This is a genomic window from Mycobacterium ulcerans subsp. shinshuense, assembly GCF_002355775.1.
Lineage (GTDB): Bacteria > Actinomycetota > Actinomycetes > Mycobacteriales > Mycobacteriaceae > Mycobacterium > Mycobacterium marinum.
In genome coordinates, this window is sequence record NZ_AP017624.1 from 3,480,705 (window position 1) to 3,495,129 (window position 14,425).

At 67.7% G+C, this 14,425-nt stretch carries 14 protein-coding genes and 1 pseudogene; 2 read left to right on the forward strand and 13 right to left on the reverse strand.

Annotation, left to right across the window (positions count from 1 at the left end; all coding sequences use genetic code 11):
- Together efp and SHTP_RS15550 are read right to left on the reverse strand one after the other, a co-directional pair.
- Positions 1 to 564: an elongation factor P gene (gene efp / locus SHTP_RS15545; RefSeq protein ID WP_096371072.1), complete on the reverse strand. Its 564-nt coding sequence runs from the start codon at positions 562 to 564 to the stop codon at positions 1 to 3.
- Between the two features lie 14 nt (positions 565 to 578).
- Complete coding sequence (locus SHTP_RS15550; protein WP_096371073.1) at positions 579 to 1,697, reverse strand: M24 family metallopeptidase; 1,119 nt, start codon at positions 1,695 to 1,697, stop codon at positions 579 to 581.
- Between the two features lie 33 nt (positions 1,698 to 1,730).
- Here SHTP_RS15550 and SHTP_RS15555 point away from each other — a divergent pair, with 33 nt between their 5' ends.
- On the forward strand, positions 1,731 to 2,489 hold the full coding sequence (locus SHTP_RS15555; RefSeq protein WP_096371074.1) for a B-4DMT family transporter: 759 nt from the start codon (positions 1,731 to 1,733) through the stop codon (positions 2,487 to 2,489).
- On the opposite strand, the gene aroQ is transcribed toward SHTP_RS15555, so the two are convergent.
- The 10 genes from aroQ to SHTP_RS15605 form a co-directional block, all read right to left on the reverse strand.
- Positions 2,486 to 2,926, reverse strand: a complete 441-nt coding sequence (gene aroQ / locus SHTP_RS15560; protein ID WP_012393943.1) for a type II 3-dehydroquinate dehydratase — start codon at positions 2,924 to 2,926, stop codon at positions 2,486 to 2,488. The two genes, SHTP_RS15555 and aroQ, sit on opposite strands and share 4 nt — an antisense overlap.
- Entirely contained in the window at positions 2,923 to 4,011 is a 1,089-nt protein-coding gene (gene aroB, locus SHTP_RS15565) for a 3-dehydroquinate synthase (protein ID WP_096371075.1), read from the reverse strand. The genes aroQ and aroB overlap by 4 nt, the downstream gene beginning before the upstream one ends.
- Positions 4,008 to 4,562: a shikimate kinase gene (locus SHTP_RS15570; RefSeq protein ID WP_096371076.1), complete on the reverse strand. Its 555-nt coding sequence runs from the start codon at positions 4,560 to 4,562 to the stop codon at positions 4,008 to 4,010. Before SHTP_RS15570 ends, aroB begins: the two co-directional genes overlap by 4 nt.
- Positions 4,563 to 4,570: 8 nt before the next feature.
- A complete protein-coding gene (gene aroC / locus SHTP_RS15575) occupies positions 4,571 to 5,794 on the reverse strand; it encodes a chorismate synthase (protein ID WP_096372504.1) in 1,224 nt (407 codons plus the stop codon).
- Positions 5,795 to 5,870: 76 nt separating this feature from the next.
- Positions 5,871 to 6,314, reverse strand: coding sequence for a prepilin peptidase (locus SHTP_RS15580; RefSeq protein WP_012393939.1), 444 nt, complete (start codon positions 6,312 to 6,314; stop codon positions 5,871 to 5,873).
- Positions 6,315 to 6,325: 11 nt separating this feature from the next.
- Positions 6,326 to 7,159, reverse strand: a complete 834-nt coding sequence (locus SHTP_RS15585; protein WP_094357527.1) for a shikimate dehydrogenase — start codon at positions 7,157 to 7,159, stop codon at positions 6,326 to 6,328.
- Entirely contained in the window at positions 7,156 to 8,412 is a 1,257-nt protein-coding gene (gene mltG / locus SHTP_RS15590; RefSeq protein WP_012393937.1) for an endolytic transglycosylase MltG, read from the reverse strand. Before mltG ends, SHTP_RS15585 begins: the two co-directional genes overlap by 4 nt.
- Positions 8,405 to 8,917 (reverse strand): Holliday junction resolvase RuvX, encoded by a 513-nt coding sequence (gene ruvX, locus SHTP_RS15595; protein ID WP_096371077.1) that lies wholly within the window; start codon positions 8,915 to 8,917, stop codon positions 8,405 to 8,407. Before ruvX ends, mltG begins: the two co-directional genes overlap by 8 nt.
- Entirely contained in the window at positions 8,918 to 11,623 is a 2,706-nt protein-coding gene (gene alaS, locus SHTP_RS15600; protein ID WP_096371078.1) for an alanine--tRNA ligase, read from the reverse strand.
- Between the two features lie 118 nt (positions 11,624 to 11,741).
- Positions 11,742 to 12,143, reverse strand: coding sequence for a secondary thiamine-phosphate synthase enzyme YjbQ (locus SHTP_RS15605; RefSeq protein ID WP_096371079.1), 402 nt, complete (start codon positions 12,141 to 12,143; stop codon positions 11,742 to 11,744).
- A 212-nt stretch (positions 12,144 to 12,355) separates the two neighbouring features.
- Between SHTP_RS15605 and SHTP_RS15610 the strand changes: the two are divergent.
- Positions 12,356 to 12,978: pseudogene (locus SHTP_RS15610) on the forward strand (hypothetical protein).
- Between the two features lie 45 nt (positions 12,979 to 13,023).
- On the opposite strand, the gene SHTP_RS15615 reads toward SHTP_RS15610, so the two are convergent.
- Positions 13,024 to 14,382: a replication-associated recombination protein A gene (locus SHTP_RS15615; protein WP_096372505.1), complete on the reverse strand. Its 1,359-nt coding sequence runs from the start codon at positions 14,380 to 14,382 to the stop codon at positions 13,024 to 13,026.
- Positions 14,383 to 14,425: the final 43 nt, after the last annotated feature.

Sequence of the window (14,425 nt, forward strand, 5' to 3'; positions counted from 1 at the left end):
TCAGGCGTTGACCCTGCCCAGGTAGCCGCCGTCACGCGAATCCACCTTCAGCTTGTCCCCGGTGTTGATGAACAGCGGCACGTTGATCTGGGCGCCCGTCTCCAGGGTGGCCGGCTTGGTGCCGGCGCTGGAGCGATCGCCCTGCAAACCCGGCTCGGTATGGGTGACCACGATCTCGACGGTCACCGGCAGCTCGATGTACAGCGGCGCTCCGTCGTGAAACGCCACCTGCACCGGCATGCCCTCCAGCAGGAATCGGGCGGCATCTCCCACCAGCGACTCCGGCAATGGGTGCTGCTCGTAGTCCTGGCTGTCCATGAACACGAAGTCGGAGCCATCGCGGTAGAGGTAGGTGGTGTCGCGCCGGTCGACGGTGGCGGTGTCCACCTTCACGCCGGCGTTGTAGGTCTTGTCGACAACCTTGCCCGAGAGCACGTTCTTGAGCTTGGTACGCACGAAGGCCGGACCCTTACCGGGCTTAACGTGCTGGAATTCCACGATGGACCACAGCTGTCCATCGATCTGCAGAACAAGTCCGTTCTTGAAGTCAGCAGTGCTCGCCACGATCGGTAAATCTCCTACAAGATGGTCAGTTCCTTCGGGAACCGGGTCAACAATTCCGGGGTCTGCGCGGCGCTTCTCGGTGTCTTCGGGCCCCCATTGGGCACTACCAACGTGTCCTCGATGCGGACACCGCCGCGGCCGGGCAAATAAACGCCGGGCTCCACGGTAACCACGGAGCCCGCCAGTAGTGTACCGACGGATGTGGCCCCGATGCCCGGTGCTTCGTGTATCTGCAGGCCAACACCGTGTCCCAGACCGTGACCGAAGTTATCTCCATGCCCCGCGTCGACGATCATCTGTCGCGCGGCGCCATCCACGTCGCGCAACTCGGCGCCCGCAGACAACGCCTCTCGACCGGCCTTTTGCGCCGCGGCGACCAGCTCATAGATCTCCAACTGCCAGTCGGCCGCCTTGTCCAGCACGAAGGTGCGGGTCATGTCCGAGTGATAGCCGGCAACCAGCGCACCGAAGTCGATCTTGACGAAATCACCCTTGGCCAGCACCGCGTCGGTGGGCCGGTGGTGTGGGATGGCCGAGTTCGGCCCGGCAGCCACAATCGTCTCGAACGACACCGCGTCGGCACCATGGTCGAGCATCAGGCCCTCAAGATCGCGGGCCACCTCGCGCTCGGTGCGGCCCGGCCGCAGCCCGCCGCGCTTGATCAAGTCCGACAGCGCGGCGTCGGCCGCCTCGCACGCCAGCCGCAATAACGCAAGCTCACCGGCATCTTTGATCTCGCGCAGTACCTCCACGGTGCCGGAGGCGCGAACCAACTCGGTGTTGGTGTCCGCCAGCGCACCCGTGAGCGCATCAAAGCCGTCCACCGTGACCACATGGCTTTCGAAGCCCAGCCGGCCAACACCGTCATCGGCAGCCCGGCAGCTCAGGTGTCGCCCGATGGCGCGTTCGATGGCCACCTCGAGGTCCGGCGCCTGATGGGCGGCCTGCGTGCGGTATCGACCGTCGGTGGCCAGCACGGCTTCACGCTCGTCGGCGAATACCAGCAACGCACCGTTGGATCCGCTGAACCCGGAGAGATATCGCACATTGATCAAATCGGTGACCAGCATCGCGTCCAGTCCGGCGGCACTGATTTTGGATTTGAGGTTGTGTCGACGCTGGGAATGTGTCACGACCCTTGACGGTACTCGCTACGCTGACCATTCATGACTAACTGGATGCTGCGTGGACTAGCGTTCGCCGCCGCGATGGTCGTTCTCCGCCTCTTCCAGGGGGCCTTGATCAACGCATGGCAGACGCAAGCCGGACTGATAAGCCTGGTGTTGCTGCTGCTGTACGTCATCGCCGTCATTGTGTGGGGCACACTCGACGGCCGTGCCGACGCCAAGGCGAATCCGGACCCGGATCGCCGCGCAGATCTGGCCATGACCTGGCTGGTGGCCGGCCTGGTGGCCGGTATCCTCAGCGGCGCGGTCGCCTGGATCATCGCGTTGTTCTACAAGGGTATCTATGTCGGCGGGCTGATCAACGAGGTTACGACGTTTACCGCCTTCACCGCGTTGATCATCTTCCTGCCGGGAATTTCCGGTGTGGCCGTGGGCAGGTGGCGGGTGGACCGCAATGCTCCCCCGGTGCCCACCCACGACGGAACCGGCGGCCGCGCCGACACTGATGTGTTCGCCGCGGTGCGCGCCGACGACAGTCCTACCGGGGAGATGCCGGTGGCCTCCAACCAGGCACAGGCAACGGCTCCCACCGCGGTTGCCACCGTCGAACGCGATGCCCCGACCGAGGTGATCGCCACCACCGAGCAAGAGTCACCGACCGAGGTGATCCGCACGGCCGAGCCGGAGGCAAAAACCGAGACGATCGCCACCACAGAAAGTGAGGCGAGCACCGAGGTGATCCAGCTCGACGAGGGCGAGACCAAGACGGACGAAGTGCCGAAAAAGAAGAAGGACTAGTAGCTGGCCAGGTACCGCAGGGCCAGCAGGTAACCCTGGATGCCCAGCCCGACGATCACCCCGGTTGCAACCGGGCTCAGGTAAGAGTGGCGCCGGAACTCCTCGCGGGCGTGGACATTTGAGATGTGCACCTCGATCAGCGGCGCGCTCAATTCCGCACAGGCGTCGCGCAGCGCCACCGAGGTGTGCGTCAACCCGCCGGCATTGAGGATCACGGGCTGGCCGGCGTCGGCGGCCCGATGAATCCAGTCCAGCAGTTCTGCCTCGCTATCACTTTGCCGAACAACCGCCTGCAGTCCCAGCCCGGCGGCCTCCCGCTCGATCAGGGCGGCGAGTTCGGCGTGCGTGGTGCTGCCGTAGACGTCGGGCTCACGCCGGCCCAGCCGGCCCAGGTTGGGACCATTGAGAACGTTGACGACGGTCATCGGCTCGCTCATGGGGCACAGATTCCCGCGTAGGCGGTCACCAGCAACCCCGGATCCGGACCCACCATCCGTCCCGGCTTGGCCAGCCCGTCGAGCACCACGAACCGCAGCACTCCGGCCCGGGTCTTCTTGTCGCCGGTCATGAATTCCAGCAACTGCGGCAGCGCATCGGCGTCGTAGCTGACCGGCAGGCCCAGCGCCGACAGGATGGTGCGATGACGCAGCGCCGTGGCGTCGTCGAGGCGCCCGGAAAGCCGGGCGAGTTCGGCCGCGAAGACCAGACCCACCGACACCGCGGCACCGTGTCGCCACTGATAACGCTCCCGGCGCTCGATCGCATGAGCCAAAGTGTGTCCGTAGTTGAGGATTTCGCGCAGCTCGGATTCTTTCTCGTCGGCCGCGACAACCTCCGCCTTGACCGCAATCGAACGCCGGATCAATTCCGGCATCACATCACCGGACGGATCCAATGCGGCCTGCGGATCGGCTTCGATGAGGTTCAGGATAACCGGATCGGCGATGAAGCCCGCCTTGACCACTTCGGCCATCCCACAGACGATTTCGTTTTGCGGCAAGGTCTGCAGCGTGGCCAGGTCGGCGAGCACCGCGAGCGGCTGGTGGAAGGCTCCGACCAGGTTCTTGCCGGCGTCGGTGTTGATACCGGTCTTGCCTCCGACGGCCGCATCGACCATGCCCAGCAACGTGGTTGGCACGTGCACGATCGAGACACCACGCAGCCAGGTGGCGGCCGCGAACCCGGCGACGTCGGTGGCCGCGCCGCCGCCCAGGCTCACCAGAGCGTCCTTTCGCCCGATCCCGATGCGCCCCAGCACTTCCCAGATGAATCCCACGACCGGCAGCTCCTTACCGGCCTCGGCGTCGGGGATCTCGATGCGGTGCGCGTCGATCCCCTTGTCGGCAAGGTGGTTACGGATGGCCTCGGCAGTCTCGGTCAGCACCGGCTGATGCAGGATGGCGACCTTGTGCCGGCCGGCGAGCAGTTCCTCCAGCTCGGTCAGCAACCCGGTACCGATCACCACCGGGTACGGCGGGTCGACGGCCACCTGCACGGTGACCGGTTCTTTGTTGTCGCTCATGTGGCGGCCCCGCTGGCGGTGGAGGAGGGACTCGTGTTCGGTGTGGGGTCGTCCAGGCGCGACATGATGTAGCGCACCACCGCACCGGGATTGCGGCGATTGGTGTCGACACGAATGGTCGACACCCGCCGATACAACGAAATCCGTTGGGACATCAGCGCGCGGAACTTCTCCGCCCGATCGGGCCCGGCCAACAGCGGCCGTACGTTGCTGCCGCCGGTGCGGCGCACCCCTTCGGCGGCACTGATCTCCAGGTAGACGACGGTGTGGCCGTCCAGCGCCGAGCGAACCCCGGGGCTGGTGACCGCGCCGCCGCCCAGCGACAGCACTCCGTCATGATCGGCTAAAGCCGCGCGCACCACTTCCTCCTCGATACGTCGGAACTCCTCTTCCCCGTCGGTGGCGAAGATCTCGGCAATGCTGCGCCCGGCCTGCTGCTCAATCGCCGCATCGGTGTCGAGCAGACTCACTCCGAGCGCCTTGGCCAGCCGACGCCCGATGGTCGACTTGCCGGAACCCGGCAATCCCACCAATACCGCTTTGGGTGCCATCGTGGCGCCTAACCCCGGATGGCCCGGGCCCGGGCGGCCGGCGCTTCCCGGTCGGCAACGCTGCGCTGATACGCCTCGATGTTGCGGCGGGTCTCGGCCAGCGAATCGCCACCGAATTTCTCCAGCGTCACTCTGGCCAGCACCAGCGCCACCATGGTCTCGACCACCACTGCCGCGGCCGGCACGGCGCACACGTCGGAACGCTGATGGATGGCGACGGCTTCATCGCCGGTGGCCAGGTCAACGGTGGCCAGCGCCTTGGGGACGGTGGAGATGGGCTTCATCGCCGCACGCACCCGCAGCGGCTGGCCATTGGTCATCCCGCCTTCCAGACCCCCGGCCCGGTTGGTGGAGCGCACCACACCGTCGGTGCCGGGGTACATCTCGTCGTGGGCGCGACTACCGCGGCGACGCGCGGTCTCGAACCCGTCACCGATCTCCACGCCCTTGATGGCCTGGATGCCCATCACCGCCGCGGCGAGCTGGCTGTCCAGCCGGTTCTCACCGCTGGTGAACGACCCCAGCCCCACCGGCAGCCCCAGCGCTACCACCTCGACGACGCCGCCGAGGGTGTCGCCGTCCTTCTTGGCCGCCTCGATCTCGGCGATCATGGATTTTTCGGCTTGCCCGTCGAACGCGCGCACCGGGCTGGCGTCGATGGCGGGCAGGTCCTCGGGCTGCGGCGGCGGGCCGTCGTAGGGCGCCGACGCGCCGATCGAGACGACGTGCGACAGCACTTCCACGCCCAGGGCCTGACGCAGGAAGGCCCGCGCTACGGTGCCCGCGGCGACTCGGGCGGCGGTCTCGCGGGCACTAGCCCGTTCCAGCACCGGCCGGGCGTCGTCGAAGCCGTACTTGAGCATGCCCGCATAGTCGGCATGCCCCGGCCGCGGCCGGGTCAGCGGCGCGTTGCGGACGGAATTCTCCAGCTCGGCCGCGGCGGCCGGGTCCAGCGGGTCGGCCGCCATCACCGCTTCCCACTTCGGCCATTCGGTGTTACCGATCTCGATCGCGATCGGGCCGCCCAGCGTGCTGCCGTGGCGTATTCCGGAGAGCACGGTCACCGCGTCACGCTCGAACGCCATCCGGGCGCCACGTCCGTAGCCGAGCCGGCGGCGGGCCAACTGATCGGCGATCTCCGTCGAGGTGACCTCTACCCCGGCAACCATTCCGTCGACCAGGGCCACCAACGCACGGCCATGGGATTCCCCCGCAGTTATCCAGCGCAACACCCGAACATCTTCCCACGATGGCCGTGCACGCCCGGCCATGGCTCGGCTGCCGGCCGCCCGAACCGGCCGGGCCCAACTACCCGAGCAGCGCCAGCCCGGCGGCCACGGCGGTCGCCAGACACATCGACGGACCGTGCGGGACGGCCAGGGCACCGGTGCGCAGCCGTGCGCCGACCGCCCACAGCGCAGTCATCAGCGGGGCCGCCAACGCCGCCAGGAACCACACCTCGACCCCGAGCGAGCCGGCCAGAGCACCCAGACCGATCGCCAGTTTCACGTCGCCGGCACCCAGCGCGGCTGGAGCCAGCAGATGCACCAGCAGGTAGACACTTGTCAGCGCGGCCGCCCCGGCCAGTGCCGCCGTCCCCCGCCCGGCCACCAGGGCACCGAGCAGCATCGCGCCCGCGCCGGGCAGCGTGAAACGGTTGGGCAGCCGCCGATGTCGAATGTCGGTGTAGCTCAACACCAGCAGCCAGGCCACCACGACGGCCACTACCGGGGTTCGGATCACCAGCCACATTCCCAGGCAGGCTAATCCAGCGCCTCCAATGCGCAAGTCATCGCCGCACGGGGGGCGGGTAACCCGGTGAATTGCTCCACCTGGGCAAATGCCTGATGCAAAAGCATGTGCAGGCCACTGATCACCCGGCCACCCGCGGCGGCCACGGCGGCCGCCAGCGGTGTCGGCCACGGGTTGTAGATCGCATCCAGCACCACCGGGACCGTGGCGAAGGTGGCCGCGTAACGTGACGCCACCTCGGCCGGAATGGTGCTGACCAGCGCCGCCGCGGATGCGGCCCGCTCGCCCAGCTCGGGGTCATCCAGTCCGCAGAACCGGCTGGCCACCCCGAGCCGGGCGCCCAGGTCGACCAATCGGGCGGCTTTGTCCGCGTTGCGCGCCGCGATCGTGATCTCTGTGACGCCGAGTTCGGCCAGCCCCACCACGGCTGCCGGTGCGGTGCCGCCCGAACCGCAGACAATGGCCGGTCCGGATGCCTGCCCCAGCGCCCCCGCGACACCGTCGATGTCGGTGTTGTCTGCCCGCCACCCGCGTGGGGTGCGGACCAGGGTGTTGGCCGATCCAACCAGCTCGGCGCGGGCGGTGCGCTCGTCGGCAAACTGCAACGCGGCGAACTTGCCCGGCATGGTCACCGATACGCCGACCCACTCCGGCCCGAAACCACCCACCACCGCGGGCAATTGCGCGGCGTCGCACTCGATCCGCTGGTATGTCCAGTCGGTCAGGCCCAGCGCCCGGTAGGCAGCCAGATGCAGCTGCGGGGACCGCGAATGAGCGATCGGCGAACCGAGGACGGCCGCTTTCCTACCGCGCGGTGGTTGATTGTGCTCCTGGCCGCTGCTCATCGCGCGCTATCGAGGACACCGTTACGTTTGGCCAGCTCGATATTCGCCAGGTGTTGCTGGTAGTCCCTGGTGAACAGCGTCGTGCCTTGGCTATCGATGGTGACGAAGTACAACCAGTCCCCGGGTTGCGGATGCTCGGCCGCGTGCAGCGCTTCGACCCCGGGCGAGCAGATCGCGGTGGCCGGCAACCCTTCGGACATGTAGGTGTTCCACGGAGTCCGCATCGCGCGGTCGGCGTCGCTGGTGGCCACCTCGCGACGATCCAGCGAGTAGTTCACCGTGGAGTCGAACTCGAGGGCGCGGTGCTCGTTGAGGCGGTTGTAGATGACCCGCGCGACTTTCGGGAAATCTTGGGCGTTGGACTCCTGCTGCACCAACGACGCCACCACCAGGATGTCGTAGGGCGACAGGCCCAGCGACTTGGCGTTGTCCACCAAACCGGATTTCAAGTACTCCACGGCACCGGCGCTGATCAGCGAGGCCAGGATCTTGTCCGCCGATCCCGCGGGATCGATGTTGAAGGTCCCCGGGGCGATCAGGCCCTCGATCCGGCGATGATCAGCGCCGAGTTCGAGCACCGGTTCGACGGCCCACGACGGCACCGCCAACGTGGCGGGCGTGCTCTTGGTCGCCGCCGTACGCAAGTCGGCCATCGAGATGCAGTGCTTCTTGCCGTCCAGGTCCACGCACGTGGCACGCGAAATCAAGGTCAGAATGCCGGGCGTCACCACATTGGTCTTCATGTCGGTGGTGTCGTCGAGCTGACGGCCCTCCGGGATGACCAGCTTGCCGACGCGGTTCTTGGGGTCCGCGAGCCGGGCGACCGCATCGGCCGCCGGGATCTCGGTACGCACCAGGTAGAAGCCCGGCTGGATCGCCGCGATCACGGCGTTGCCGTGGGCCGCGTCCACGAATGCCCGCACCGTGGCGACCACGTGGTTGTTGTACAACGTTTCGCCGACCGCGGTGGTGGAGTCGCCCGGGCTGATGTGGATGACGACGTCGCGCTTGCCCGGACCGGCGTAGTCACCGCCGGTGCCGAGCATGACATTCCATAGCTTGGTGCCGAAGACGACGACCACCACCACGAACACGACCAGCAGTCCGAAGACGAATCCCCCGAGGACGCGCCGCCGCCGGCGTCGGTTGTGTTGTTCGCGATTGCGCTTGAGCCGGTCAACCCGGCTCATCCGGTGCCGGTTGGGCCCCACCGCGACCGGCTCAGCCCGAGACCGATACACATCCTCAGCCATCGGCGCGGCCCCCGGCCAGGGTGCGCCGCTGGTCCAGCCAGGCCTGCAGGATCGCGACCGCCGCGGCCTGGTCGATCACCGCACGCTGATTCTTGGCCTGGACACCCGCCTCGCGCAGCGATCGCTGCGCACTGACGGTGGTCAGCCGTTCGTCGGCAAGCCGCACCGGTATCGGAGCCACCCGCGCCGCCAGCTCATCAGCCAGGTCGATCGCGTCCTGCGCCGAGGAGCCGATGCGGTCGGCCAGGGTCCGCGGCAGGCCGACGATGACCTCGACCGCCTCCGTTTCACCGACCAGCGTGGCCAGCCGACGCAGGTGCTTGCCGGAGCGCTCGCGCCGCACCGTTTCCAGCGGAGTCGCCAGGATGCCATCCGGATCGCTGGACGCCACCCCGATGCGCACCGTTCCCACATCGATACCCAAGCGTCGGCCTCGGCCCGTCCCGGGTTCGAGGCCCTCTGGATCACCGGGCCGGTCGGGCGAGCGGTGCGATGCGGCGACCACTCAACCGACCCGCGCTATCTCTGCACGTAATGCTTCGAGCGCGGCGTCGATGCCAGCCGGTTTCTTTCCCGACCCCTGGGCCAGGTCCGCTTTGCCGCCACCGCGGCCGTCGACTGCCGCGGCTAGGTGTTTGATCAGTTCATTGGCACCGAGGCCGAGTCCCTGGGCGGCCTGGTTGGCCGCGACCACATAAGGCACGGTGGAGGACTCTCCCCCGGCCGGGGCGGCGATCAGCGCCACCACCGCGGGGTCGCTGCCCAGCTTGCCGCGGATGTCGCCGACCAGGGTGCGCAGGTCCGCCGGCGTCATCTCGCTGGACATGCGCTGCGCCACCAGCCGGACGTTGCCGATGCGCTCGGCGCCGGCGGCGGCGTTGACCGCCGCCGCCCGCACACTGGCGAGCCGGGCACGCTCGAGTTCCTTCTCGGCGGCCTTGAGCCGCTCGACCAGGCTGGCCACCCGGGCCGGGACCTCTTCGGAGGGCACCTTCAGTGACGAGGCGAGCCCGGCCATCAGGGCGCGCTCCTTGGCCAGGTGGCGGAAGGAGTCCAGGCCGACGTAAGCCTCCACCCGCCGCACCCCCGAGCCAATCGAGGACTCGCCCAGGATCGTCACCGGACCGATCTGCGCCGAGGTGGCTACGTGGGTACCGCCGCAGAGCTCGATCGAGAACGGCCCGCCGATCTCGACCACCCGGACTTCGTCCGGATAGCTTTCGCCGAACAGCGCCATCGCGCCCATGGCCTTGGCCTTCTCCAGCTGCTCGGTGAAGGTGTGCACGGCGAAATCGGCTTGCACCGCTTGATTGGTGACTTCTTCGATTTGGCCCCGCTGCTCTTCGGTGAGCGGACCCTGCCAGTTGAAGTCGAATCGCAGGTAACCGGGACGGTTCAGGGACCCGGCCTGTACCGCGTTGGGCCCCAGCACCTGCCGCAGGGCGGCATGCACCATGTGGGTGCCCGAATGGCCCTGGGTAGCGCCTTTGCGCCAGCCCGCGTCCGCGGCCGCGACGACACCATCGCCCTCGACGAATTCCCCGGATTCGACGTTGACCCGGTGTAGCCAGAGGGTCTTGGCGATCTTCTGGACATCGGTCACCGCCGCGCGGGCGCTGCTGCCCGACCCCGTTCCGCTGATGGTTCCGACGTCGGCGATCTGGCCGCCCGACTCGGCGTACAGCGGGGTGCGGTCCAGCACCAGCTCCACCCGATCGGCGTCGACGGCCTGGCCGTGGGCCACCACCGGAACCCGCTTGCCGTCGACGAAGATGCCCAGGATCCGCGCTTCGGAGGTGAGCTCATCGAACCCGGTGAACTCGGTAGGTCCGGCATCGACCAGTTCCCGGTAGGCCGTCAGGTCGGCGTGGGCATGTTTGCGCGCGGCCGCGTCGGCCTTGGCCCGCCGGCGCTGCTGCGCCATCAGTTCGCGGAAGCCGCCCTCGTCCACCGTCAGGCCGGCTTCGGAGGCCATCTCCAGGGTCAGCTCGATCGGGAATCCGTAGGTGTCATGCAGGGTGAACGCGTCCGAACCGGACACCACGCTGACACCGGAGGACCTGGTGGCGCCGGCCACCTCGTCGAACAGCCGCGAGCCCGACGCCAGCGTGCGGTTGAACGCGGTCTCTTCGGCAACGGCGATGCGGTTGATCCGGTCGGAGTCGCTGGCCAATTCGGGATAGGAGGGCCCCATCGCATCGCGCACGGTGGCCATCAGATCTCCGACGATCGCGGTGTCGATGTTGAGCAGCTTGGCCGACCGGATGACGCGGCGCAGCAGTCTGCGCAACACGTAGCCGCGGCCGTCGTTGCCGGGGCTCACCCCGTCGGCGATCAGGATCGCAGCGGTGCGGCTGTGGTCGGCGATGATCCGGTAGCGCACATCGTCAGCGTGATTGCCCTGGTCATAACCGCGGGGCGTGCGGGCGGCAACCAAGTCGATGATCGGGCGCAGCAGATCGGTCTCGTAGACGTTGGGCACCCCCTGCAGGATCAGCGCGACGCGCTCCACACCCATCCCGGTGTCGATGTTCTTGCGAGGCAACGGGCCGAGGATCTCGTAGTCCTCTTTGGTGGTTCCCTCGCCCCGCTCGTTCTGCATGAACACGAGGTTCCAGATCTCGAGGTAGCGGTCCTCGTTGACGACGGGGCCGCCCTCGGGCCCGTAGTCCGGGCCCCGGTCGTAGTAGATCTCCGACGACGGCCCGCAGGGACCGGGAATGCCCATCGACCAGTAGTTGTCGGCCATGCCGCGGCGCTGGATCCGATCGGCCGGTAGACCGGCCACTTCACGCCACAAGCCGGCGGCCTCGTCGTCGTCGAGGTAGACGGTGGCCCAGAGCTTCTCCGGGTCCAGCCCGTAACCCCCGTCGGCGACGCTGTTGGTCAGCAGCGCCCAGGCAAGTTCGATCGCCCCGCGTTTGAAGTAGTCACCGAACGAGAAATTGCCGGCCATCTGAAAGAACGTGTTGTGCCGGGTGGTGATGCCCACCTCGTCGATATCGGGGGTACGTATGCACTTCTGGATGCTGGTGGCCGTCGCATACGGCGGGGTGCGCTGTCCGAGGAAGAACGGCACGAACTGCACCATGCCCGCGTTGACGAACAACAGGTTGGGGTCATCGAGTATCACCGAAGCGCTGGGCACCTCGGTGTGACCCGCCTTCACGAAATGATCAAGGAACCGCTTCCTGATCTCGTGTGTTTGCACCGTCGTTGTTTCCTTAAGTTTCCTTGGTTTTTCTCTAGCAGAGATCGATTGCCAGCCTATTCGCCGGACTATTAGAAGGCTGTCCAAAGACGCATTCCGGGTCCGTTCAGCCTTCCACCTAGCCTTCCAGGAAGCTCAGGCGGACCGACCGCCGCGGGTTGTCCTGATTCAGGTCGACCAGAACGACGCTTTGCCAGATACCCAACAGCGGCTCGCCCGACGACACCGGCATCGTCACCGACGGCGACACCAGGGCCGGCAACACGTGATCGGCACCGTGCCCGCGCGACCCATGCGCGTGGCGGTAGCGGTCGTCGCGCGGCAGCAATGTCTGCAGGGTGTCGACCAGGTCGTGGTCGGAACCGGCGCCCGTCTCGATGATGGCGACACCCGCCGTCGCGTGCGGGACGAAAACGTTGCACAGCCCATCACCATGGTTGGCGCAGAAGGCCCGCACCGCGTCGGTGAGATCGACGGTGCGGCGACGCGATGTGTCAACGTCGAGGACATCGGTATCCATCCAGACCAGCCTACGGTGGGCGCTCGGCGACCTGCCAATCCGTTCCCTCCCGCCGCACCATCGCCACGATCGCCCGTGAGCTGGTGGGCGGATCCCCCCGAGATCTCCCGAGATCCCCTCAGGTCATTGCCAGGCCGAATCGGCAGGAGGAAGGTAATTGGTGGGACCGGTGGCGCCACCGGGGCGCCGCCCCGACAGAGGAGGGGCCGATCGTGTACGCACGCTCCACCACCATCCAGGCGCAACCCTTGTCGGTCGACATCGGAATTGCCCATGTTCGCGATGTCGTCATGCCCGCTCTGCAGGGATCGACGGTTACGTCGGGTTGTCACTGCTGGTCGACCGCCAGTCCGGCACCTGCATCGCGACCAGCGCGTGGGAGACCTTGCAGGCCATGCGCTCGCGCGCACCGGCGGTGGCTCCCATCCGGGACCGGGCCGCGATGATGTTCTCCGACAATGCGCGGGTCGAGGAATGGGACATCACCATGCTGCACCGTGACCACCGTTCCCGGCAGGGTGCATGCGTGCGGGCCACCTGGCTCAAGGTGGTTCCGGATCAGATCGAGCGATCCCTGGACTTCTACGGGATGTACGTGTTGCCCGAGCTGGAGGGCCTGGACGGGTTCTGCAGCGCCAGCCTGATGGTCGATCACCCGGCCTGCCGGCGTGCGGTCTCGTGCGCCACCTTCGACACCATGGAGGCGATGGCGCGAAACCGCGATCAGGATTCCGAACTGCGCAGCAGGCGGGTCCGTGAATTGGGCGCCGAGGTGCTCGACGTGGCCGAGTTCGAGCTGGCGATCGCTCACCTGCGGGTGCCCGAGCTGGTCTGAGTGGGCTGAGGCCGCTATTGCGGCAGGGCAACGCCCGCCAACCGGTCAGGCACGCTTTCGGCGGATGATGGCCCGCAGCCGCTCCAGGCGGCCGCCGATCTCGCGTTCGCCGCCGCGGCCGGTCGGCCGGTAATAGTTGGTGCCCACCAATTCGTCGGGCGGATACTGTTGGGCCACCACCCCGTCCGGGTCGTCATGGGAGTACTTGTAGCCCTGTGCGTGGCCCAGCGCGGCCGCCCCGGAGTAGTGCCCATCGCGTAGGTGTGGCGGCACCAGGCCGGCCTTGCCCGCCTTGATATCGGCCATCGCCGCGGCCAGCGCGGTGGTGACCGCATTCGACTTCGGCGCGGTCGCCAGATGGATGGTGGCGTGCGCCAGCGTGAGCTGCGCCTCGGGCAGGCCGATCAGGGCGACCGTCTGCGCGGCGGCCACCGCGGTCGGAAGCGCCGTCGGATCCGCCAGGCCGATGTCCTCGCTGGCCAGGATTATCAGGCGGCGGGCGACGAACCTGGGGTCTTCACCGGCCACCAGCATCCGAGCCAGGTAATGCAGCGCGGCGTCGACATCGGAGCCCCGCACCGACTTGATGAAGGCGCTGACCACGTCGTAGTGCTGGTCACCGTCACGGTCATAGCGGACCGCGGCTTTGTCCAGCGACTGCTCGATGATCTCGACGCTTACCTGCGACCCGGCCGCCTGGGCCGCCTCGGCCGCCACCTCCAGCGCGGTCAGCGCGCGGCGCGCGTCACCGGCGGACAATTGCACCAGCAGGTCGGTGGCATCGGGGGCGATCGCGACTCGCCCACCAAGCCCGCGTGGATCCTGTGCCGCGCGCTGCACGACCGCGCGAATGTCGTCGGCGCCCAGCGGGTGCAACTGCAGAATCAGCGATCGCGACAGCAACGGGGCCACCACCGAGAAGGACGGGTTCTCGGTGGTCGCGGCCACCAGCAACACCACCCGGTTCTCGACGGCCGACAGCAGGGCGTCCTGCTGGGTCTTGGAGAACCGGTGCACCTCGTCGATGAACAGCACCGTCTGCTCGCCGCGACGGAGCACCTGCCGGGCAGTCTCTATCACCGCCCGCACATCCTTGACTCCGGCCGACAACGCCGACAGCGCCTCGAACCTTCGTCCGGTGGCGTGCGAGATCAACGCCGCCAGCGTCGTCTTCCCGCTACCTGGCGGGCCATAGAGGATCACCGAGGCGACGCCGGAGCCCTCCACCAGCCGGCGCAGCGGCGCCCCCGGAGCAAGCAAGTGGCCCTGCCCCACCACTTCGTCCAGCGACTCCGGGCGCATCCGCACCGCCAGCGGCGCGCCGGCCGACACTTCCAGAGCATGATCGCTGTGTTGCGGTGCGCCGGGCAGGTCGAACAGACCGTCGGACACGGGTTCAGACATACCACTTCGCAATATCGCCAGTTGCGCCGCATCACCGGTTGAG

Excerpts from the sequence above, each read along its gene's own strand:
- SHTP_RS15555 (WP_096371074.1), top strand. The coding sequence starts at position 1,731 with ATGACTAACTGGATGCTGCGTGGACTAGCGTTCGCCGCCGCGATGGTC.
- aroQ (WP_012393943.1), bottom strand. The coding sequence starts at position 2,926 with ATGAGCGAGCCGATGACCGTCGTCAACGTTCTCAATGGTCCCAACCTG.
- aroB (WP_096371075.1), bottom strand. The coding sequence starts at position 4,011 with ATGAGCGACAACAAAGAACCGGTCACCGTGCAGGTGGCCGTCGACCCG.
- SHTP_RS15570 (WP_096371076.1), bottom strand. The coding sequence starts at position 4,562 with ATGGCACCCAAAGCGGTATTGGTGGGATTGCCGGGTTCCGGCAAGTCG.
- SHTP_RS15580 (WP_012393939.1), bottom strand. The coding sequence starts at position 6,314 with ATGTGGCTGGTGATCCGAACCCCGGTAGTGGCCGTCGTGGTGGCCTGG.
- SHTP_RS15585 (WP_094357527.1), bottom strand. The coding sequence starts at position 7,159 with ATGAGCAGCGGCCAGGAGCACAATCAACCACCGCGCGGTAGGAAAGCG.
- mltG (WP_012393937.1), bottom strand. The coding sequence starts at position 8,412 with ATGGCTGAGGATGTGTATCGGTCTCGGGCTGAGCCGGTCGCGGTGGGG.
- SHTP_RS15605 (WP_096371079.1), bottom strand. The coding sequence starts at position 12,143 with ATGGATACCGATGTCCTCGACGTTGACACATCGCGTCGCCGCACCGTC.
- SHTP_RS15615 (WP_096372505.1), bottom strand. The coding sequence starts at position 14,382 with ATGTCTGAACCCGTGTCCGACGGTCTGTTCGACCTGCCCGGCGCACCG.